The organism is Salegentibacter sp. BLCTC (assembly GCF_015143665.1).
Taxonomy (GTDB): Bacteria; Bacteroidota; Bacteroidia; order Flavobacteriales; family Flavobacteriaceae; genus Salegentibacter; species Salegentibacter maritimus.
In genome coordinates, this window is the sequence record NZ_WYEW01000003.1 from 87,611 (window position 1) to 107,938 (window position 20,328).

20 protein-coding genes are annotated in these 20,328 nt (G+C 36.7%); 5 read left to right on the top strand and 15 right to left on the bottom strand.

Features of this window, described 5'->3' with window-relative positions:
* Nucleotides 1-44: 44 nt before the first annotated feature.
* A complete protein-coding gene (locus GUB10_RS03680) occupies nt 45-845 on the bottom strand; it encodes an NAD(P)H-binding protein (protein WP_193710094.1) in 801 nt (266 codons plus the stop codon).
* A gap of 240 nt (nt 846-1,085) precedes the next feature.
* Nucleotides 1,086-3,401 carry a M28 family peptidase gene (locus tag GUB10_RS03685; RefSeq protein ID WP_193710095.1) on the bottom strand — a complete coding sequence of 772 codons (2,316 nt, stop codon included), beginning with the start codon at nt 3,399-3,401 and terminating at the stop codon, nt 1,086-1,088.
* A gap of 137 nt (nt 3,402-3,538) precedes the next feature.
* On the opposite strand from GUB10_RS03685, the gene GUB10_RS03690 reads away from it, so the two are divergent.
* Nucleotides 3,539-4,009, top strand: coding sequence for a CBS domain-containing protein (locus GUB10_RS03690; RefSeq protein ID WP_193710096.1), 471 nt, complete (start codon nt 3,539-3,541; stop codon nt 4,007-4,009).
* Here GUB10_RS03690 and GUB10_RS03695 read toward each other — a convergent pair.
* The 5 genes from GUB10_RS03695 to GUB10_RS03715 form a co-directional block, all read right to left on the bottom strand.
* Nucleotides 4,006-4,353 (bottom strand): hypothetical protein, encoded by a 348-nt coding sequence (locus tag GUB10_RS03695; protein ID WP_193710097.1) that lies wholly within the window; start codon nt 4,351-4,353, stop codon nt 4,006-4,008. The genes GUB10_RS03690 and GUB10_RS03695 overlap by 4 nt on opposite strands.
* Nucleotides 4,354-4,504: 151 nt before the next feature.
* Entirely contained in the window at nt 4,505-4,888 is a 384-nt protein-coding gene (locus tag GUB10_RS03700) for a DUF4174 domain-containing protein (RefSeq protein ID WP_193710098.1), read from the bottom strand.
* A gap of 64 nt (nt 4,889-4,952) precedes the next feature.
* The gene (locus tag GUB10_RS03705; protein ID WP_193710099.1) at nt 4,953-5,570 is read right to left on the bottom strand and encodes a DEAD/DEAH box helicase; all 618 of its coding nucleotides are present in this window, start codon (nt 5,568-5,570) and stop codon (nt 4,953-4,955) included.
* A 213-nt stretch (nt 5,571-5,783) separates the two neighbouring features.
* Nucleotides 5,784-6,419, bottom strand: coding sequence for a hypothetical protein (locus GUB10_RS03710; RefSeq protein ID WP_193710100.1), 636 nt, complete (start codon nt 6,417-6,419; stop codon nt 5,784-5,786).
* Nucleotides 6,420-6,474: 55 nt separating this feature from the next.
* A complete protein-coding gene (locus GUB10_RS03715; protein ID WP_193710101.1) occupies nt 6,475-6,885 on the bottom strand; it encodes a hypothetical protein in 411 nt (136 codons plus the stop codon).
* Nucleotides 6,886-7,147: 262 nt separating this feature from the next.
* On the opposite strand from GUB10_RS03715, the gene GUB10_RS03720 reads away from it, so the two are divergent.
* The gene (locus GUB10_RS03720) at nt 7,148-7,483 is read left to right on the top strand and encodes a single-stranded DNA-binding protein (protein ID WP_193710102.1); all 336 of its coding nucleotides are present in this window, start codon (nt 7,148-7,150) and stop codon (nt 7,481-7,483) included.
* Here the strand turns inward: GUB10_RS03720 and GUB10_RS03725 are convergent.
* From GUB10_RS03725 to metG, 3 genes are read right to left on the bottom strand one after another with little or no spacing between them, the layout of a single operon-like run.
* On the bottom strand, nt 7,474-8,376 hold the full coding sequence (locus GUB10_RS03725; RefSeq protein WP_193710103.1) for a histone deacetylase: 903 nt from the start codon (nt 8,374-8,376) through the stop codon (nt 7,474-7,476). The two genes, GUB10_RS03720 and GUB10_RS03725, sit on opposite strands and share 10 nt — an antisense overlap.
* A 58-nt stretch (nt 8,377-8,434) precedes the next feature.
* A complete protein-coding gene (locus GUB10_RS03730; protein ID WP_193710104.1) occupies nt 8,435-9,865 on the bottom strand; it encodes a hypothetical protein in 1,431 nt (476 codons plus the stop codon).
* A gap of 54 nt (nt 9,866-9,919) precedes the next feature.
* Nucleotides 9,920-12,007 (bottom strand): methionine--tRNA ligase, encoded by a 2,088-nt coding sequence (gene metG / locus GUB10_RS03735; protein ID WP_193710105.1) that lies wholly within the window; start codon nt 12,005-12,007, stop codon nt 9,920-9,922.
* Between the two features lie 135 nt (nt 12,008-12,142).
* On the opposite strand from metG, the gene GUB10_RS03740 reads away from it, so the two are divergent.
* A complete protein-coding gene (locus GUB10_RS03740; RefSeq protein ID WP_193710106.1) occupies nt 12,143-12,712 on the top strand; it encodes a hypothetical protein in 570 nt (189 codons plus the stop codon).
* A gap of 58 nt (nt 12,713-12,770) precedes the next feature.
* Nucleotides 12,771-13,133, top strand: a complete 363-nt coding sequence (locus GUB10_RS03745; RefSeq protein WP_193710107.1) for a YraN family protein — start codon at nt 12,771-12,773, stop codon at nt 13,131-13,133.
* 88 nt (nt 13,134-13,221) lie between these two features.
* Here the strand turns inward: GUB10_RS03745 and GUB10_RS03750 are convergent, their stop codons facing one another.
* From GUB10_RS03750 to GUB10_RS03760, 3 genes are all read right to left on the bottom strand, one after another.
* On the bottom strand, nt 13,222-15,291 hold the full coding sequence (locus tag GUB10_RS03750; protein WP_193710108.1) for a M13 family metallopeptidase: 2,070 nt from the start codon (nt 15,289-15,291) through the stop codon (nt 13,222-13,224).
* A 140-nt stretch (nt 15,292-15,431) separates the two neighbouring features.
* Nucleotides 15,432-15,914 carry a nuclear transport factor 2 family protein gene (locus GUB10_RS03755; protein WP_193710109.1) on the bottom strand — a complete coding sequence of 161 codons (483 nt, stop codon included), beginning with the start codon at nt 15,912-15,914 and terminating at the stop codon, nt 15,432-15,434.
* 106 nt (nt 15,915-16,020) lie between these two features.
* Entirely contained in the window at nt 16,021-16,584 is a 564-nt protein-coding gene (locus GUB10_RS03760) for a hypothetical protein (protein WP_193710110.1), read from the bottom strand.
* 155 nt (nt 16,585-16,739) lie between these two features.
* Here GUB10_RS03760 and GUB10_RS03765 point away from each other — a divergent pair, with 155 nt between their 5' ends.
* Nucleotides 16,740-17,693: an NAD-dependent epimerase/dehydratase family protein gene (locus GUB10_RS03765; protein ID WP_193710111.1), complete on the top strand. Its 954-nt coding sequence runs from the start codon at nt 16,740-16,742 to the stop codon at nt 17,691-17,693.
* A gap of 29 nt (nt 17,694-17,722) precedes the next feature.
* Here the strand turns inward: GUB10_RS03765 and GUB10_RS03770 are convergent, their stop codons facing one another.
* Nucleotides 17,723-18,862: a PepSY domain-containing protein gene (locus GUB10_RS03770; RefSeq protein WP_193710112.1), complete on the bottom strand. Its 1,140-nt coding sequence runs from the start codon at nt 18,860-18,862 to the stop codon at nt 17,723-17,725.
* An 88-nt stretch (nt 18,863-18,950) separates the two neighbouring features.
* Nucleotides 18,951-20,318: a hypothetical protein gene (locus GUB10_RS03775; protein WP_193710113.1), complete on the bottom strand. Its 1,368-nt coding sequence runs from the start codon at nt 20,316-20,318 to the stop codon at nt 18,951-18,953.
* Nucleotides 20,319-20,328 lie beyond the last annotated feature (10 nt).

The following is a 20,328-nucleotide window of genomic DNA, read 5'->3' on the forward strand; positions in this document are numbered from 1 at the left end:
TAAGAACTTCCCACATTCTGAACTTGTTTTCGCAATCTATGCTGTTAAATAGTTCCCTTAAACTCATAATCTAAAACTTCCTTCAAATTTACCGAGCTAATCTTTTTTCCTTTAGAAATTCCATTTTGGTCAAAGTCGGGAATATTTAAATTCTTTTCCTTTGCGGTTTTCGTGTAATAATCTTCTTTGGTTGGATGGTCGGGATAAGCAGCGTTAAAGATCTTTCCCCAGGCTTCTTTTTTGATGATCTGGTTTATAATTTCAATACAATCTATCTGTTGAATAAGATTAATAGGTGCCTTTGGGTTTTTAATGCCGGTTTTATTCGCAAGAAAATTTACAGGATGCCTTCCCGGGCCAATTAAACCCCCAAACCGAATGACGGTGGTTTGAAAATGCTTATTTTTTAATACCATTTTTTCAGAAGAAATTAGTTGTTTCGCCGCTTCTGAAATTCCGTTGGCTTCATTTTCCTCGGTATATTCCGGTATATCTTCTTCATCTTTATAAACTGAAGTAGAGCTTACAAAAAGCACTTTTTCAATAGGAGATTTTTCAATATAATCAATGATTCGCCCAATTTTTCCTACGAAATCGGCTTTGGGATCGCTGCGTAATCCCGGCGGAATATCAATAATTAAAATTTCAGAATGGGCAAGGAAAGAAGTAAGGTCTCCCTGGATACCTTCTGTAAAAATTTTAATCTGATAAGGTGTAATCCCGGCTTCCCGTAGCTTTTGCATTTTTTCCCTGCCGGTTACCGAGCCTTTTACAGTATGCTCTTCTTTTAGTTTTTTTGCTAGTGGCAATCCCAGCCAACCGGTTCCTAGTATAGATATATTCATAATTAATAGTTCTCTTGATAGGCTATTTGAAGATTGATGGAACGTCATCCTGAATTATTTTCAGGATCTAATTTGTTTTAAACTAAGAACATGTTAGAAGCTGAAACAAGCCCACCTAAACACACGGGCAAGTTTAGCTTGACGAAACCTGGAAAATATTTAAACAATTTTAATGATCTTAAAAAATATTCGTGTATTCGGGGCAAAAAACCACTTAACCCAAAGCTACAAAACCAAATTCTACTCAGGACTTATGGTTTTCTTAAAAATTACAGCATCATTTAGTACAAAGGGTCTCGGAATCATAGTCTCTGGCCTTGGTTTTACATTTAAAGCTTCATTTTCAAGTAAATCGTAGCTAGACTCATAAAGTGTAAATTGAGGTTTTTTATCCTTCTTTAAACTGAATTCCAATTGTAAAGTATCCCTGCCTGAAACGTGATAAGTTAAAATCCGGTTGTGCCATCTTCGGGTATGAATATGAAATTTATTATTGCCAAGTGCCACCGAATCAGCCTCAAGCCCGTTTACCTTAAAACTTTCAAAATCTGTTTCCCTATCAGCAAAGAGTTCTATTCTCCCGGCATTGCGGTTGGTAGCTATTTTTAGGGAATAGGAGTTAAAGGCCGGGGTAGAATCGGTTTGTTTCCAAATTATGCCGGGCGATTTCAGTTTAATTTTTGGTGCACTGTTACGCCAGGTGAAATTTGATTTGTATTTACTGCTAAATGTGTTGTTTTCGGAAGGAGCAATTAGAGGCTCTTTTCCAAAGTATAAAGCCGTCCATTCATCGGGCATTTTATCGTATGAATACCAATTGGTTTTATCCTTATCGGCATCAAAAAGATACACCAGGGAATTGGGTTTTGGATGTTCTTTGGTGAAATCGGCTTTAAAATGAGCGGTAATTAAAAGGATATTAAACAGAAGAAAGAAGAATACCGCAATTTTTTTATTACTCTTAAAATAGGCGAAAACCGGCAATAAAAGTTGGAACAATAATACGCTAAGCAAAGCCGAAACAAATAAGATTTTTAAGCCTAAAGCTACCGGGAACATTTTTATAAAGGGTGCCAAAATAAAGATAGCCGGAAGGCTTAAGAAAGCCATCAACAATGAGTTAGGCGATTCTTGCCGTAGCATTATAAAAAATTGTAACAAGGCAAATAGGCCGGGGATAATAAAATAGGCCGCACCTTTTAAAAAGAAAGCGAGTAAAGTACAAAGCAGTAGCCAGAAGAATAGGGGGGTAACAAATAGATTTGCCTTGTTTTCTATATGTCGAAATCGAAAATAGCTAAAAAAGGCAATCAATAAACTTAGTGAAACAAATGCAGCGATATAATAATAGCCGTTATAGGTGAAGCCATGTTCCATCTCTGAATATTCCGGATAGCTGTAGAGGAGAAGCTTCCAAAAAAGAAAAACCAATAGGCCAGAGAAGACAAGGCTTACAATAAAAGGAATATTACTCTTTGCAATCTCTTTAAAATCAAGTTTGTTTTGAGAAAACCCATAAGCCAAGAGACCAAAAAATAAGATAAAAGCCAGAATAAGCATTGGAAAAATCCATGAAAATGGATAACTAATAATTTCCCCGCCAGGAAGATTAAAGAACAATACTTCTTTCTGCGATTTAACTTCATTCAAATTGGCATCTTTGAAATACTGAAGCAATGGCATAAGGTAGCTGCCCTGGTGTGCCAGGCTTTCTTTATCTAAATTTTTGGGAGTGTCTGTTGCGGTATGATAATCAAAATGATCGTCTATAAACGCTAAATTATACCCAGGGATATTGCCTTGTTCACGTAAAACCGTTAGATCTGTATCGTTAGGCAACATTTTATAAACGCTGTAGACCAGTGAATTGGTAACAGGGAATTTGGGATTAGCTTCTTTAAAAGCTTTTATGAGTCCGGCGTTACCTGTGTTGGTTTCCAGAAACATAAAGGAATCGCCCCCACTACCACGAGCTTCAAAATTAAGGGCAAGTTTTGCATCTTTAGCCCAGGGATGGTCTTTTATAAAAAGTTCGGCACCATTTAAACCTAATTCTTCGGCATCGGTAAACAGGATGATAATATCGTTTTTATGGCTTGGGTTTTCGGTTAAAAAAGCGCGTATTCCCTCTAAAATTGTTCCCACACCGCTGCCGGCATCGCTGGCTCCCAATGAAGAATGCGGATTACTATCATAATGCGTCATAATCATTAAAGCCTCACCGTTTCCGTTGCCTTCTATACGGGCCATGATATTTTGAGGGCGAACCAATACGCCATGTTTATTAAGGGTATAATCTTCATGGGTTTGCGCCTGTAAACCCATTTCCTGTAGGCGGGACACAATATAATTTCTAACACGACTATGTGATGCGGTTCCTACGTAATGTGGTTTTTGGGCTATTGCTTCAACGTGTTTAAAAGCGCGTTGGGTTGAAAACGTGTTTTCTAGAGCGTCTTCAGCTTCAATAGTTTTTGGCTGGCTGCTGTAAAAACTAAACCAAATTGCAACAGCAATAAAAATAAATGAGAAAAAACGAGGTATATTTTTCAGCATAATTCAGAAAAGAACAAAAGATTTCACAGGGTTTAAAGATACTTAAGATTTTAAGGAATCGTAGCACCGCTAAGTAAGCTTTCAAAATAATTAAATTTTACCTATATTTAAGTTATTAGTAATCAAAAAATTGGGCTATGGGTATTAAAAGTTTTCAGGGAAAAAGGGCAGCGCCGGAAAAACCGAAAAGCGCGCCTATGTTGGTTAGGGATTATATGAGTACTTCGCTTATAACTTTTAAGGAGCATGAGAATATTATGGATGTTGCCGAAAAACTTACCAAGCATAAGATCTCTGGTGGGTGTGTTGTAGACGATAATAATAGGTTATTGGGTCTTATTTCTGAAGGAGATTGTATGAAACAAATTTCTGACAGCCGGTATTACAATATGCCTTTAGATGATGCTACTGTTGGAAAGCGAATGACTTGCAATGTAGATACCATAGATGCTAATATGAATGTGATGGATGCGGCTAAACTCTTTATTGAAAAGCGTTTTAGACGTTTTCCCATTGTAGAAAACGGAAAGCTGGTTGGGCAAATTAGTCAGAGTGATGTTTTGCGGGCAGCAGTAAAATTAAAAGGAAATAATTGGCACCAGGTTTAATTGCGTTTTACCAGCGCATAAACGTCGTTTTCTAAAGGGAGATAGCCCTGGTTGTACACAAAATAATAGACTTTTCCTGTTTTTGTAGTATAAATACTGGTAATATATTCAAAACTAAAACCACGAGATAGTAATTTATTTTTACGAATCGTGGTTTTTTCGTTTGGATTAAATTCCTCTAAAATGCGGTAATTTTTACGCAGTTGGTTGTTTACATTCCTTACAAGGTTTTTCCTGTCTTTGTTGCGGTTATTGTGATAGGAATTGCGGCAGTAATCGCTGCAGAATTTTTTATCTACACGCCCCACCATTTTTTCGCCACATTCCAAACAGGATTTTTGCATATTAGCTTGATAATCGAGATTTAAACCTTTGAGTAAATTCTCTCTAAGCCTATTTCAAGATAGTTAGTTTACATTAAATATAAGAAAAACCTTATTAAATTCTGAAATTCAGTTTTTTAAGGTTTTTTATTGGTGCCGCCCCCGAGGTAGTTTACTGTTCGTTTTTTTGTATTTCTGCCTGGCGCATGGGCATACTATCTATAATATTGAAGAGTTTTTTTGCTGAAAGCATTTTAGTTTGATCCAGTTTTTTACCGCCGTCTAAACCAATAAGCAATACCCGAAAATCACTTTTTTTACCATTATATGCTTCAAAGAGTTCGGTTGATTTTTTCCAGTTTTTCTCCTTAAAGCCAGTTTTATATTTTTCGGGTAGAATTTGGTAAATCACCAGTTTTCGTTCTTTTAAGCCCTCAGGCTCTTTTTGAAGTTCTTTATATTGTTGTTGAAATTTTTGGTTGTTTTTTGAAGCAATAATTAAAATGAGACGGTCTTTCCATTGGTGTTTAGAAAGATCCTGGGCGTGTAAACTCACGCTGAAGAAAATTAGAATATAGCAGCTTATAAATTTTCGCATATTCTAAAATACAAAATAACTATTATACCTTAAGCCTAAGCGTTTCTGCACGAGCCATAAAAGAATCTTTTAAGCGTTCTATTTTTGGACTCATATTGGATGCAAAAACCAAATATTGACATCTTGAAATATGCTGGGGAATTCTAATTAGATCGTTATAATCACTGTTCTTAGTTAAAAATTCGGCGTCTTCTACGGCAAGAACTTTTAACTGACTTACATTAATACCGGTGATTTTAAAAAGCTTGAATAGCTTTTTAGGAGTAGCAATAACAATATCAACACCGGCATAAATATCATCTTTTTGTTTACTGATGTCTGGAGCATCGTAGGCACTATATACACGCAAATCCATATGTTTAGTGAATTTGTCGAATTCTTCCTCCAAAGCAAGGGCAGCCTCTTTGTCCTGCACAAAAAGCAATGCTCTTGGAGCATCTTCAAATGCCGCACTATCTAATTTCTGAATGGTACTAATTACAAGTGCCGTAGTTTTTCCCGAACCCTCTGGAGCTACGATAAATAAATCCCTTCCACTTTTAATTTTGGGTAAAATTTGCTTTTGAAAAGGAAGCAGCTTTTCAATTTTTAGTCTTTCCAAAGCTTCTTTAAGCGGAACATTCAGTTTTTTTATTGACATACAATTTGATTTAAACCAGATGCTTTTTTATTAAAAATCAAAGACTTCCGGGACTTACAAAGATAAGGTTCCCTACAGTTATAGCGCTATAAAAATATAATTGCTTTTATTGATTTTAAATTACTTTAGGTTTGCAACAAAAGGTTTGTTATTTATACGATAAGTGAGATTTTTAACCACCTCTGGTATCTAGACTTTTGCAATAAAAATTCTTTAGGCTTTTATGAGTTGCTGTAATCTGGTTTCAATGGGGAAGCCTTTAATTCCTTCTTTAGTTTTTAAATAATTCTCAATTTCTGTATTGGTCATACAGTAGGTTTCTTTTAGGCCTTCAATAATAATTTTTAAATAGAATTCGTGCGGAGAATTGATTTCATCTTTTAAGTATTCTTCATTGGTGAAGGTAAAAATAGGGCAGTTTTCTTCCTGGCCCAGGTAAATAATTTTCCCGTACCAGGAGTTATTTTTCATATCCAGGCTAGCATTTTTAATTACCTGTTTCAGATCTATATCAAAATCGCCTTCAAATTTTATTTCCTGTTGCACCAAATCCACAAATTGTTGTTGGGTAATGAGGTACATCCTGCCCAGGGTTTTAATATTTTCATTAAAGTCGGGTTTTATAAATCCGGCACCGCCTCCACTCCAGGTTTTTGAAGATTTAGCGAAATAAAGTTCACCGCCAATACTAATACTTTTAGATTTTTCGGGAAGGGTTTTATTAGTACAGCCGGGATAAACACGCTTAGCATTTGCAGGTTTGCCGCCACTAATATAGCAGCTAAAACGTTCTTTTAGTAAATTGGAACCATAACAGGCATACCAAACTTTGGGCTCTTCTTGTAGCATCTTTTTTCTATAATAAAAGCTTTCTTATACAAAATAGCAACTTCAGTTTGTGATTTTAATTTTTTAAAAAACGGTAGCGTATACCAAAACTCCCTCTAAGTATATCGGCATCAAGCAAAATTGGAGCAGCTTCTATATGAAACCCGAATTTCTTCTTATTAAACGGATAAAAGTTAAGTCCAACGGGAGCTACAAGTCCTTCAGAAATATTGATCCTGTATCCCAAACCCGCATAAAAATCATAATCTTCTTTTCTAATAAACTTATAATTAAGTACAGCTTCTAATGATAAATCTGAAATAAATTGATCGGTGCCCAGTCTAAATTCTGGAGTAAAACGTTCATTTATATCGTAGCCCACCGCTATAAATGGAAGATTAGATTGATGATAGCTAACATTTAACTGGCTATAAGATTTTGGGATAAAGAAAAGAGCAAAAGCTAAAAAGAGTAGTTTTTTATGCATAAATCTTTTGGTTGGTTAAATTCTATTTAATTGTGTTTTTAGTTAAGATATCTGCAATATTAAATAGAAAATATTATCTAAAAGAAGAATGTATCTGTATTTCAAAGAAAATAAATCTATAAAGCATGAAAGTATTTACAAACGTTTACAAATGTCTTTAAACGTAAATAAATAATTACCAGACGATTAGAATTTGTTTTAAGATATATGTTTGTACTGTTGAAATGAACCAACGATTTTCAGCTTTTTAAATGAATATGTTATGAGCACTATTAGAAACAAAGTACAATTGATCGGGAATGTAGGAAAGGAACCTGAAATCGTAAATCTTGATTCGGGCAAAAAGCTCGCGAAATTCTCGGTTGCTACTAACGAGAATTACAAAAATGGAAATGGGGATCGCATTACCGATACCCAATGGCATAACATTATAGCCTGGGGTAAAACTGCCGAATTAGTAGAAAAATATGTAGGTAAAGGGAAAGAAGTTGGGGTAGAGGGAAAGCTTACCAACCGGAGTTGGGATGACAAAGATGGCAATAAACGCTATATTACTGAAATTGTTTGCAATGAGTTGTTGCTGTTAGGTCAAAAATAGATCTCTTGGGCCAGGCGATAGGTATTGGCGTGAGCTTCTATAATCACTCTTATTTCTTTAGAGTAGCCGCCGCCCATACTGCATTGTACGGGAATATTTAGATCGTGGCAGGTTTCTAAAACAAACCTGTCTCTTTCTTTACAGCCATTTACAGTGCAGGAAAGTCGGCCTAGCTTATCGGTTTCTAAAATATCTACGCCGCTTAGGTAAAAGATGAAATCTGGTTTCTGTTTTTCAATTAAACCGGGTAAGGTTTCTTTTAATAGTTTTAGGTAATTGTCGTCGCCACTACCGTCCGGTACTTCAATGTCGAGGTCTGACTTCTCTTTTTTGAAGGGATAATTGCCTTTTCCGTGCATAGAAAAAGTAAAAACCGAAGGGTCATCCTGAAAAATTTCGGCTGTACCGTTTCCCTGATGAACGTCCAGGTCTACGATAAGAATTTTATCAGCTAATTTTTTATGCTGGAGATACCTGGCGGCAATTGCCTGGTCGTTTAGCAGGCAAAAAGCTTCTGCACGATTGGTATAAGCGTGGTGGGTACCACCGGCAATATTAAAAGAGATTCCATTTTCTAAAGAATAATGAACAGCTTTCATGGTCCCATCGGCAATAATCATTTCCCGTTTTACCAAAGCTTCAGACAGAGGAAAGCCGCTTCTTCTAATTTCTTTTCTGCTAAGATTTAAGTTGCGTAATCGTTCAAAGTAATCTTCATCGTGAACATTTAGAATATACTTTTCTTTGGGGAATCCCGGTTCAAAAAAGTTGTCTTCACTACAAGTTCCCTCATGTATTAATTGCCTTGGAAGCAACTCATATTTTTCCATAGGGAAACGGTGGCCTTCGGGTAAAGGATGTTTATAGATGGGATGGTAAGCGATTTTGAGCATGAACTAACTTTCTAATCATTCCCAATGGCCATATTTACCTGCATTGCGTGGTTGAAAATTATATTTTGTAAATATTATAAACACTAGCAAAATTGTTATAACCGCCCCAGTAATAATTTCCGTTTTTTTCAAAAATCGTTTCGGCGAATACATTTCTATGTTTTTCAGAAACTTTTTTAATTTTATTAAAAATATTTGGTTCTATATCGCTTTCAATGTGTTTATAATTTTTATCAAATAAACCATTAATTTCCACTGTTCTACTATAGCCATAAGAAATATATCCGGTTAACATTGGGTTAAATCCTATAGTCATGGCACTTGCCATTCCTGCACCTAAGGCACCACCCATCATGCCCATGCCCATGGCAGGATTACTTTTGACCTCTAGTGAGCTTCCTAGATTTATTTGATATACCTCGCCCTTTTTTCTAGCAGTTATGGCAATAGGTAGATTTTTCATTTTTCGGATAAATTTGGCTGTTTTTTCATATTCACGATATGATGTATACATACCTCCTTCTTGAACTATAGGAGTATTCTTAAAGTAAATCTCTTCACCCTTACTAACTTCATGGGAGTTTAAAACAGAGTTGTTTTTAAGATTTACAATGTGAAACTTCAGAGCATCTTTAGTTGTAATTACCTGATATAGGTTATGATCTAAAACAAAGCTGTTCGAAGCTTTATGATTCATCTCTTTTCCAAACCGTGGTTTGGCAATCCTACTTATATCACCAGTCAATTCATCCAAATTTATTTGTAAAAGATAGGTGAAATAATGATTTTTATCGAGGTTAACCAAAAGCTGATTTTTTTGTTTTAAGATCTTTACGTTTTTGGAAGCTTCTTCAATACTATTGGGTTGTCCCTCCTGCATTATACCAATGTCAGTGATTTTTGAGAATCCCTCATAAGATGTGAAAAGATCATTGAATTTTATTGGTCTATTATTCTCGTTGAGGTAGTTACTTTCGCTAAAATCTATTAGGGTGGTAGAAGGAGAGTTGTCTTTTGTATATTTATATAACTTAATGGCTTCAGAGCTATTAGGAAGAGAGAAAATAAAAAAACTGTTTTTGTAATTTATACTTCCTAAAAACCTTTCTTCTTTTAATCTAATTTCTAATTCTGTGAAATTAGTTTCTCCGGAATCAAAATGAAAAACTATTTTCGAAAATTTATTTTTAGTTGTATTGGATAAAAAAAGACTCACTTCCTTATCCTTGATAATATATCCAGAGAAAATGTCGAATTTATTAGGAATTTTTAAAGGTTTTATATGGCCAATTTTTTTAAAATTGTTATCAAATAAAAGCGCCTCAATTTTTCTTCCTTTAAGAGTGAATAATGCAAGGTTATCATTCTCTTCATCTACAATATTAAATACCTCTGATTTTTGGTTAAGCTCTGTTTTAAATTCTAATACTCTTTCTTGTGCATACGAAAACTGAAAAAGAATAAGTAAAAAGAGAGAATTTTTCTTCATAATTATTTAATGTTTGATGAATTTAGTCAATCCGAATGCATTTTGGGGTAAGTATTAATTAATCGTAGTTCCCGGCTCAACCCCATCTTCATCCGGATTTACAAAAACTAATTTTCCGGCTGCATTTTCGGTCATTAAAATCATTCCCTGGCTTTCTACACCACGTAGTTTTCTAGGTGCCAAGTTGGCTAAAACAGTTACCTTTTTACCAATAATTTCTTCAGCTTTATAATGCTCGGCGATTCCGGAAACCACTGTTCTTTGATCTAAGCCCGTATCTACTTTTATCACCATTAATTTTTTGGTTTTTGGCATTTTATGGGCCTCTATAATAGTGCCCACACGTAAATCCATTTTGGTGAAATCCTCAAAAGTAGCGGTTTTTTTCTGCGGTTCTACTGCTTTGTTTTCGGCAGCATTGGCTGTTTTTGTTGCTTCCAGTTTATCCAATTGTTGTTGTATTTGTGCGTCTTCTATTTTACTGAAAAGTAATTGCGCTTTATCGATTTGATGACCTGCGGGAAGTAAAGAATCCCGTGTGGCTATTTTATCCCATTGTGAATGTTCCTTTGCAGAAAGCTTGCTTTCTGCATCGGTGAAATTCAGCATTTTTTGAAGTTTTGCCGAAGTAAACGGTAAAAATGGTTCGCTTAAGGTGGCTAAAGCCGAAGCGATTTGTAAGGCCACATACATAATGGTTTTTACGCGTTCTTCATCGGTTTTAATCAATTTCCAGGGCTCTTCATCGGCCAGGTATTTATTTCCTAAACGAGCTAAATTCATTAATTCGCCCTGCGCTTCACGGAAACGGTATTTTTCAATAGAACTTGCTATAACGGCAGGATAGGCCTTTAGTTCGGCAATGGTTTGCTCATCTACTTCCGTATAATTATTTGGCTTTGGAACAATGCCCGAGTAATATTTATTGGTTAATACAATAACACGATTGATAAAATTACCGAAAATAGCCACCAATTCATTATTGTTTCTTGCCTGAAAATCTTTCCAGGTAAAATCATTATCCTTGGCTTCAGGTGCATTTGCAGTTAGAACATAACGCAACACATCCTGTTGATTAGGGAATTCTTCTAAATACTCGTGTAACCAAACCGCCCAATTTTTGGAGGTAGAAAGCTTTTTTCCTTCCAGATTAAGGAATTCGTTTGCAGGAACGTTTTCAGGCAAAATATATTCTCCGTGAGCTTTAAGCATGGTTGGAAAAATTATACAGTGAAATACTATATTATCTTTTCCTATAAAATGAATTAGTTTGGTGTTTTCGTCTTTCCAATAAGGTTCCCAGTCTTTGCCTTCGCGCTCGGCCCATTCTTTGGTAGAAGAAATATAACCAATGGGTGCATCAAACCAAACGTAAAGTACTTTGCCTTCCCCGCCTTCTACCGGTACCGGAATCCCCCAGTCGAGGTCTCGGGTTACCGCTCTTGCGCGTAAACCATCGTTTAACCATGATTTTACCTGCCCATGCACATTGCTTTTCCAATCGTGGGCATGGCCTTTTACAATCCATTCGTCTAGCCACTCCTGGTATTGGTCCAGTGGTAAAAACCAGTGACGGGTTTCTTTTAAGGTAGGAACTTCACCAGTAATGGCCGATTTTGGATTAATTAGGTCTGTAGCGTTTAATGAGGTTCCGCAGCTTTCACACTGGTCGCCATAGGCTTCCTCGTTTCCACATTTAGGACAGGTTCCCGTTACAAATCTATCGGCCAGGAATTGGCCTGCCTTTTCATCGTAAAGTTGTTGAGTGGTTTCTTCTACGAACTTTCCGGCTTCATACATTTTTTTAAAAAATGCAGAAGCAGTGTCGTGATGTACCTTTGCAGAAGTTCTGGAATAATTATTAAATGAAACTCCAAAATCTTCAAAAGATTTCCTGATAATACCATCGTACTTATCTACAATATCCTGCGGGCTAACACCTTCTTTTTTTGCTTTTATGGTAATAGGTACTCCGTGCTCATCACTTCCACATACAAAAGCCACATCATTACCCTGCATTCGTAAGTATCGGGCATAAATATCGGCTGGAACATAAACACCGGCAAGATGGCCAATGTGAATAGGGCCGTTGGTGTATGGTAATGCTGCGGTAATAGTGTATCGCTGTGGAGTATTGTTCATTTATCTTAAAATTTATTGAGGCAGCAAAGGTAAGCAACTCCATAAAAATACGCGTTAAATTCTTGTAAAACACAGCATGACTGCCACAAATGTTTCTGATTTTAGCCTTTTAAAACTATTTCTAATAACTAACCAATGAAAAAATTAAGCTTACTAATTTTTGTGCTGAGTTTAGCGGCTTGTGGAAGTTCTAAGCATAAAGCCTCTAAAGATAAATTTGTAGTAGAAAACCTTACAGGATATAGCGCCGAAGATTTGATAAATAATTATCCGGACGCTAATTTCTATGAAGATAGCGGGATGTTTGAAGAAGGGACCGTAGAGAGAGCCTATACCATAATGTACCCGGAAACTACCGATGAGTTGCATATTAGCTGGAAAAGTGAAAAGCGAGAGGAAATTTTTGACATTCGCTTTTCAGGAAAGGGAAGATGGAAATCTGCACAGGGAATTGAAATTGGAACTTCTTATGATGCTTTAAATGAACTTAATGGCCAAAAAATCTCTTTTTATGGGTTTGGCTGGGATTATGGAGGAGCAGTACTTTGGAATGATGGAAAATTAGAAGACTCTAATTTAAGAGTGTTTCTTGCTCCAAACGTTGATATGCCAAATAAATACTATAAAGACAGCATTATTGAAGTGAACGAAGAGGAAGTAAAGAAAATGGATTTAAAGGTCTCAAGTATTATGCTTATGAACTAGGTGCTTTTTACAGGGAAACCCCTAGGTTGAAAGCCCCTGTAAAATTTTAAATTCACATATGGCTCAGCATAATGCTTTGGGGGAATTGGGTGAACGCCTTGCTGAAGAACTTCTTTTGAAAAAGGGATATGAAATTCTGGCTAAAAATTATGTTTATGACAAAGCGGAAATAGACATTTTAGCCCGGAAGCATGAGGTTCTGGTAGTAGTGGAAGTGAAGACAAGAAGCACACCCGATTTTGGGGACCCACAAAGTTTTGTAAAGCCTAAACAAATTCGGCAGCTGGTAAAAGCTGCCGATTTCTTTTTAAATGATCATCAATTAGAACTGGACACTCGCTTTGATATTATCGCTATCATTAAAAATAAAGCCGGAATAAAGGTTGAACATTTGGAAGATGCTTTTCTACATTTTGGGTGAGCCAACTTGATCTAAATAAAAAGACCTCCCAGGTTTTTGAAACCTGGGAGGTCTATATTTTTATAGATTTTCTTTTAAAGAAGTTTAATTACCAAATCTTAACCCGCTCTTCCGGGGCTACATACATTTTATCTCCTTCTTTAATATCGAAAGCAGTATAAAAAGCATCTATATTCTGTAGCGGTACATAAGCACGGTACATTCCCGGAGAATGAGGATCTGTTTTAATTTTGTTTTTTAGAGCTTCGTCTCGCATTTTTGTTCGCCAAACGGTGGCCCAGGACATAAAGAAACGCTGTTCTGGTGTGTAACCATCTATTTTTCCAGGATTTCCATGTTCTTCTAAATGAATTTGTAGGCCATCGTAAGCAGCATTCACGCCGCCAAGGTCGCCAATATTTTCACCCAGGGTAAACTGTCCGTTTATATAAACACTATCCAATACTTCAATGCTGCTGTATTGATCTGCAAGGTCTTTGCCAAGTGCTTCAAATTGTTTTAAGTCTTCATCTGTCCACCAGTTGTTTAGGTTTCCTTCAGCATCAAAACGAGCACCACTATCATCAAATCCGTGAGATATTTCGTGGCCAATTACCGCTCCAATTCCACCGTAGTTTACAGCGGCATCGGCTTTATAATCGTAAAAAGGTGGTTGTAAAATAGCTGCCGGGAATACAATTTCGTTGTAACTTGGGTTGTAATATGCATTTACGGTTTGTGGTGGCATAAACCATTTGCTTTTATCTACCGGTTGGCCTAGTTCTGCCATGTTTTCGGCAACTCTCCATTTGCTTGAGTTCATCATATTTTGGAAATACGACCCACCTTCTTCAGTATTTACAATCTCAAGCTTGCTATAATCTTCCCACTCGTCGGGATATCCAACTTTAATAGTGGTAGTTCCCAGTTTTTCTTTGGCTTTTTTCTTAGTCTCTTCGCCCATCCAGCTTAAGTTATCAATCCTGTTTTCGTAAGCTCTGATGAGGTTAGCTATCATTTCCTGGGCTTTTTCTTTAGCTTCAGCCGGAAAATGTTCTTCTACATAAAGTTTGCCTAAGGCCTCTCCAAGTGTTCTGTTTACGGTTTGTAAAGCCCGCTCGTCACGTGGGCGTTGTTCCTGTGCTCCTCTTAGGGTTTTACTGTAGAATTCCCAGTTTGCAGTTTCAATATCTGTAGAAAGGGTTCCGGCGGCATCATTAAAAATGCTCCATTTTAAATAATCTTTCCAGTCTTCAACCGCATTTTTAGCAATCACTTCTTGTAGTGATTTCATATATTCAGGTTGTGAAACTATAATGGTATCTAAATTTTTTGCACCAATTTTTTCAAAATAGGTATTCCACTTAAAAGCAGGAACCATATTTTGAAGCTCGGCTAGCGTTTTTGGATTGTAAGTTTTACGGGCATCGCGACGTTCTACTTTATCCAGCCTGGGTTCTGCAAGCTTGGTTTCAAAGGCCAGGATTCGTGCTGCGGCATTAGCAGCTTCTTCTTTAGAGTAATCTATATACTGAAGCATCCTGGTAATATGCTGCTTGTATTTTTCCCTTTTTTCTTTAGAATCTGCATCATCGGCTACATAGTAGTCACGATCTGGTAATCCTAAACCTGAAGGATAGATATATGCTGCATTCATATTACTATTTTTAGCATCTGAACTTACACCAAAAGAGAAAAATCCGGCGCCACCATATTGTTGCATTTCGCTTAGAAATTCCTGTAAATCTTCTTTATTGTTTATCGCGTCTACTTTTTCCAAATATGGTTTTACCGGTTCCACGCCTTTTTCGTTTCTGGCAAGGGTGTCCATAATGGTATTGTAAAGATAAACCGCCTTAGCCTGGTCGCTGGAAGGGTCTAAACTATCATTTTTAGAAGCACCTTCAAGGATAGCCATGGCATCTTCATCGGTTCGCTCACGAAGCTCCATAAAACTTCCCCAGGTAGTCTGGTCTGATGGGATTTCGGTAGCATCTACCCATTTCCCGTTTACGTACTTAAAAAAGTCGTCCTGCGGTGCTACCGTGGTATCCATGTAAGCAAGGTTAATACCGTGAACTTCTTCTTTTTTAGATTGCTCCTTTTCGTTATCCTGACAACTGCTAAGCGTAGCAGTCCCCAAAACCGAAAGCAACATTACTTTGGTTATTTTTTTCATGTGTGGTTTAAATTATTATAAATTCTTTGGCTAAAATACTAAAAAGTAGCATATATAATAACGAACAATAAATTGATATATATTGCTGATTATTATTAATTTATCTAGGGCGAATCCAGATATTGTAGGAAGTAGTTAGCTTATTGTTTTTCTTCTATAAGTTTTTGGTCAAATTCTTTTTTAAGTTGGGTTATTTCGGCAACATTTTCATTAGGGATGGTGATTGAAAACACATAGTGGGCAATTTTCCAACCATTTGCTGTTTTTTGAAGCACGCCCGAGCCACGACAAATGCCCATTTGGGTAATTAATAATTCATCAAACCAGGCAGTTTTAGCATTTTCTTCGGTATAGATATTTCGTTCTAAAGTTTTAAAACTCCAGGCTTTTCCGCGGTCAAAATAAGGTTTAGAAAATTCCCTAAAATCTTTATTTTGCCAGTTTTCTGTTGCATCTGTGCCTATAAAAACACCGTCTTTGGTCATTAAATCAAAATAATCCTGAAAATTAGCTTCTGCCGCCGCTTTATGCCATTGTGTTAATATATGGTCTATTTTAGATTTGTCTTGAGCAAAACCAGTTATACTGAAAAACAGGAAAATAATTACTGCAATCTTTTTCATGCTAATACTTTTTAATTTTTTCGGTAATTAAATTTTATGTTCCGGGGCCTGCCTCGATATAAAAAACCTTTTCTTTTAATACTTCGCTGGCTTACCACAAGGTAATTTATTCTATAGAGATAGAATCGGCAGGAGTAGAAATGGTATCTCTTTCGGCTTTAAATTCATCCAGTTCTTCTTCAAAATCCTCCAGGGTTTTCAGAAAAAGTTCATTTAGCTGAATTTTAAAATTATTAAATTCTTCCGGGATTTCTCCTGCAACTTCGGCAATTGCTTCTGCGTCTAAATGTCTACGATGGGAGAGTTGCTCCAAAACCTTTGCTTTGGTGGCCAACACATTGGCACGGGCACTTACTGCATTAGAATTTAGTGAATCTGGAATGCTGGAGACAAGGGATCCCATAACCTGCGAGATAGGTTTAGAGCTTTCAATGGTTTGTTGCAGGTTGTAGTTTTTTAATTGGTCTACTTCGTTTTGTGCAGCGATATAAGCCAACCACTTTATGGCTTGCTTCCTGGCTTCAGGAAGTAAAACTATTTCCTGGTTAGTGGTTTTTATAGGTTGCTTTAAGGTTATAGAGTCTAATTTCGTATTGAAATTGTCTTTATTAGAAGACTTTTCGGCACAAGACCAAAAGAGAATTATTGATATAAAAACCAGTTTTTTCATATAAACACAAAGTTAGTCTAAATTACTTCAGTTTTCATAGAATTTATGCTGATAAAACTAAATACATGAAAATTGTCTAATATAAATGAAGGTTTCAGAAGTTTTTTTACGAATACCTCTATGTATTTAAATATATTTGCGGAAAAATGAATACCATGGCCGGAAAAATTTTAATTATTGGTGCTTGCGGACAAATTGGAACCGAATTAACGCTGAAATTACGGGATCTTTATGGAAATGATCAGGTGGTGGCGAGTGATATTAGAGAAGGAAATGAAGAGCTGATGAGTTCTGGCCCGTTTGAGCTTGCCAATGCAACCGACGCTGCAAAAATTGAAGCTTTGATAGACACATATAATATTAGTGAAGTCTACTTAATGGCTGCTATGTTAAGTGCTACCGCAGAAAAGGCCCCAATGAAGGCCTGGAACCTTAATATGGATTCGCTTTTTCATATTTTGAATTTCGCTAAGGATAAAAAGATTGAAAAGGTATTTTGGCCCTCAAGTATAGCAGTTTTTGGTCCGACTACTCCTAAAAACGATACCCCGCAAACTACCATTATGGAGCCTTCTACGGTGTACGGTATCAGTAAGCAAACCGGAGAACGTTGGTGCGAATATTATCATGATAAATACGGCGTAGATGTAAGAAGTATACGTTATCCGGGAATTATAAGCTATAAAACCCTTCCCGGGGGTGGAACTACCGATTATGCCATTGAAATTTTTCATGAAGCACTAAAGAACAAAGAGTATACTTCTTTTTTGGCTGAAGATGCCGGCTTGCCTATGATGTACATGGATGATGCAATAAAGGCTACTGTAGATATTATGGCAGCAGCTTCAGAAAAAATAAAAGTAAGGTCTTCTTATAATTTATCGGCTTTAAGTTTTACACCAAAAATTCTTGCTGAAGCTATTCAAAAGGAAATTCCTGAGTTTAAAATAGCATATCAACCAGATTTTAGACAGAAAATAGCCGATTCCTGGCCCTCAAGTATAAACGATTCTGAGGCAAGAAAAGACTGGAACTGGAAGCACGAATTTGATTTACAAAGCCTGGTTGAAGAGATGCTTGCCGGTGTTTATGGCCAGTTAAAAAGTTAGAAATAAAAGCCTGTAATCTATACCCGGGTTTATTTTTTCTTTTTCTTCATTTTATTGAGCCAAATAAAAGTTCCGGTAATTGGTAAGCTGGTAGCAATTAAACACGCCAGGAAATAAAGTATTTTTGAAAAAGTACCGAAAATTTCGCCGGTATGAATTGGTTTTATTAATGAAGCTACCTGCACGTTTAGAGGTTTTTCTGAAAAAAGTTCTTTTTTAAGTACTTTCCCATCACGATCTATAACCAACATATCGTAGGTATTGGGTGACCAATTGCCAGTCTCATATTTCCTAATAGAAAAAACACCTTTTTCATCTTGCGGAAAAGAGATTGAAGTCTCTCCCGGATACTCCAGGTTTAGATTGGCAATATTAACAATTTCGGCAATTTCCAGGGTTTTAGTGTCGGTATTAGCTTCCGAAGCAATTTTGGGTCCACCGCGGCCACCAAAAACCTGGGTCCCTAAAACTTCACTTCCTAAATCCCTATACCACTGAAATGACCAGAATAATCCGGTTAGTGTCATTATAATTAATAAAATACAGGAGTAAAAACCAAGGGTGTTATGGAGATCGTGGTTAATCCTTTTCCAGTTGGCAGACCATTTAATCTTAAAACCCGGTTTTAGAGTTTTCCACTTTATTTTTTTCTTCGGAAACCAAAGTACAATTCCGCTTATAGACAAAAATAGAAAGATTAGTGTGGCAATTCCCACAATGGGTCTTCCTATTGCAGAATCAAATAACAACCAGCGGTGCATTCTAAACATTGTAAAGAAGAACTCATCTGTAGGGTTCTCACCCAATCTTTGGTATTCGCCTGTATATTGGTTTACAAAAAAGGTAGTGCCACGCCTGTCTTCAGGAGATGTTTTTACCTTAAACTCATAGGCTTTTTTGCCATTCTCAGATAATGTAACACCGGTAACGGTTCCTAGCTCCTGGAGGTTTTGTTGCAGGCTCTCAATAGTCTTTACCTCTCCCTGCCCGGGGGCTACTTTTAATTCTTCAGCAAAAAGTGATTTTATTTCGGTTTGGAAGGTGAGTATGGTTCCGCTTAGGCAAACCAGGAAAAGGATAATCCCACTGGCAAGTCCTAACCATAAATGCAGATCGTTTAATAATTTCCTAAACGTATATTTTTTCTTTTTTTGCTTCTTCTTTGTCATGGATTTCGGTATAAAACTTAAAAAAGGACTGACCGAAAACAGGATTTTCGGTCAGCTCTTTTGGCAACTTTAAATATTTTCTATATGCTTAAAACACTCCTATAAAGTGGCTTCCTTCTACATTTACCAGTTTGGCACCTTTAGTTACTTCTCCTGTTTGAGTATCTATAATGTAAATATTTCCATTTTCTCCAACGGGAGCTTCGGTTACGTAAACTTCATCTCCATCTACTACAAATCCCTGGTATTGGAATAAGTAGAAATTTTCGCTATATGGAATTTCGTTTATTTTTTGTGCTGTTTTTGCTTCTAAATCTACCAGCGCGAAATATCCCTGGGCTCCAGCTACACCTTCAGCAGAACCTGCGTGACGATAAGCTACAACCGCTTTTCCGCTTGCGGTAGGTCTCCAGGCAAGAATATAAGCGTCTTCAACACCTAATGCTTCGTCTAAATTGAAAACGTACGAATTGTCATAATCGTTATTTGCATCAATTTTTAAAATATGAGAGCCGTTTGGATCGCCTTGATTTGCCTGGTAAACACTACCATTCACTAAAAATGAATTAATGCTTCGGTAACCGTTGGTATTTCCTTTTCCAACTTGAGAAGTAATAACTGTGGGATTTTCTAAAGAAGGGTAATCCAGTACAATAGTTTTAGCTCCTAAAGCTTCAAAATCCCGATCTGTTTCGGCGGTTTCAGGATCTACTTTACTTAGGCGTGCTCCAATATATAATTTATCGCCGGCAGCATTTAAGGTTGGCATGTCAATTCTGCCAAAATAATACCCCTGTGCTTCCAGTTCATCGCTTAACCGAAGGCTTGATTCTTTGAATTCTTTTATGGCAGAATTTTGCAAATCTAAGGTAACAATCCCCATAGTAGCTTCGGTGCGCTCATAAAAATCATCGCTTTCATCGTCTGGAGTGCCGTTATCATTAAACTGGTTCTCGGTATTTACATACACAGCGGCTCCTGTTTGATCTCCGTCAAATAACTTGATCCATCTTGGGGCAGAACCAACATAAGGAGCAATACTTATTTCACTTCCGGTTTGTTCAAAATCCTGCCCGCCATTTACCGTATATTTAGTGTAATTACCACCGGTATCTCCAGCATAACTAATGTTGAATATAGTGCTGCCGTCTTCAGAAGATTGTAAACGTGCAGTTCTATTAGAAGGCACTATAAACCCATTATCAAAAGGCTCTATAGATACATTTGGGTCTTTAGCATCTTTACTGCTTATGGAGTATATTAACGTACCTCCATTACCATCTCCCTGATTTTCCCCCATTTTGGCGGCGGCAACCGTAATCCATCTACCGTCTTCATTTTCACCAGGTTCCTGGCCCGGGTCTATTGGAGAGTCATCACTACTACAAGAAGCCAGTAAGCCTGTTGCGATAGCAATTGTTGCTAAAGTTTTAATGCTGAAAAAATTACGTTTCATACTATTATCT

What these genes read in the sequence shown, in the direction of transcription:
- GUB10_RS03680 (WP_193710094.1), bottom strand. Translation starts at nt 845, where the DNA reads ATGAATATATCTATACTAGGAACCGGTTGGCTGGGATTGCCACTAGCA.
- GUB10_RS03685 (WP_193710095.1), bottom strand. Translation starts at nt 3,401, where the DNA reads ATGCTGAAAAATATACCTCGTTTTTTCTCATTTATTTTTATTGCTGTT.
- GUB10_RS03690 (WP_193710096.1), top strand. Translation starts at nt 3,539, where the DNA reads ATGGGTATTAAAAGTTTTCAGGGAAAAAGGGCAGCGCCGGAAAAACCG.
- GUB10_RS03695 (WP_193710097.1), bottom strand. Translation starts at nt 4,353, where the DNA reads ATGCAAAAATCCTGTTTGGAATGTGGCGAAAAAATGGTGGGGCGTGTA.
- GUB10_RS03705 (WP_193710099.1), bottom strand. Translation starts at nt 5,570, where the DNA reads ATGTCAATAAAAAAACTGAATGTTCCGCTTAAAGAAGCTTTGGAAAGA.
- GUB10_RS03710 (WP_193710100.1), bottom strand. Translation starts at nt 6,419, where the DNA reads ATGCTACAAGAAGAGCCCAAAGTTTGGTATGCCTGTTATGGTTCCAAT.
- GUB10_RS03715 (WP_193710101.1), bottom strand. Translation starts at nt 6,885, where the DNA reads ATGCATAAAAAACTACTCTTTTTAGCTTTTGCTCTTTTCTTTATCCCA.
- GUB10_RS03720 (WP_193710102.1), top strand. Translation starts at nt 7,148, where the DNA reads ATGAGCACTATTAGAAACAAAGTACAATTGATCGGGAATGTAGGAAAG.
- GUB10_RS03725 (WP_193710103.1), bottom strand. Translation starts at nt 8,376, where the DNA reads ATGCTCAAAATCGCTTACCATCCCATCTATAAACATCCTTTACCCGAA.
- GUB10_RS03730 (WP_193710104.1), bottom strand. Translation starts at nt 9,865, where the DNA reads ATGAAGAAAAATTCTCTCTTTTTACTTATTCTTTTTCAGTTTTCGTAT.
- metG (WP_193710105.1), bottom strand. Translation starts at nt 12,007, where the DNA reads ATGAACAATACTCCACAGCGATACACTATTACCGCAGCATTACCATAC.
- GUB10_RS03740 (WP_193710106.1), top strand. Translation starts at nt 12,143, where the DNA reads ATGAAAAAATTAAGCTTACTAATTTTTGTGCTGAGTTTAGCGGCTTGT.
- GUB10_RS03745 (WP_193710107.1), top strand. Translation starts at nt 12,771, where the DNA reads ATGGCTCAGCATAATGCTTTGGGGGAATTGGGTGAACGCCTTGCTGAA.
- GUB10_RS03750 (WP_193710108.1), bottom strand. Translation starts at nt 15,291, where the DNA reads ATGAAAAAAATAACCAAAGTAATGTTGCTTTCGGTTTTGGGGACTGCT.
- GUB10_RS03755 (WP_193710109.1), bottom strand. Translation starts at nt 15,914, where the DNA reads ATGAAAAAGATTGCAGTAATTATTTTCCTGTTTTTCAGTATAACTGGT.
- GUB10_RS03760 (WP_193710110.1), bottom strand. Translation starts at nt 16,584, where the DNA reads ATGAAAAAACTGGTTTTTATATCAATAATTCTCTTTTGGTCTTGTGCC.
- GUB10_RS03765 (WP_193710111.1), top strand. Translation starts at nt 16,740, where the DNA reads ATGGCCGGAAAAATTTTAATTATTGGTGCTTGCGGACAAATTGGAACC.
- GUB10_RS03770 (WP_193710112.1), bottom strand. Translation starts at nt 18,862, where the DNA reads ATGACAAAGAAGAAGCAAAAAAAGAAAAAATATACGTTTAGGAAATTA.
- GUB10_RS03775 (WP_193710113.1), bottom strand. Translation starts at nt 20,318, where the DNA reads ATGAAACGTAATTTTTTCAGCATTAAAACTTTAGCAACAATTGCTATC.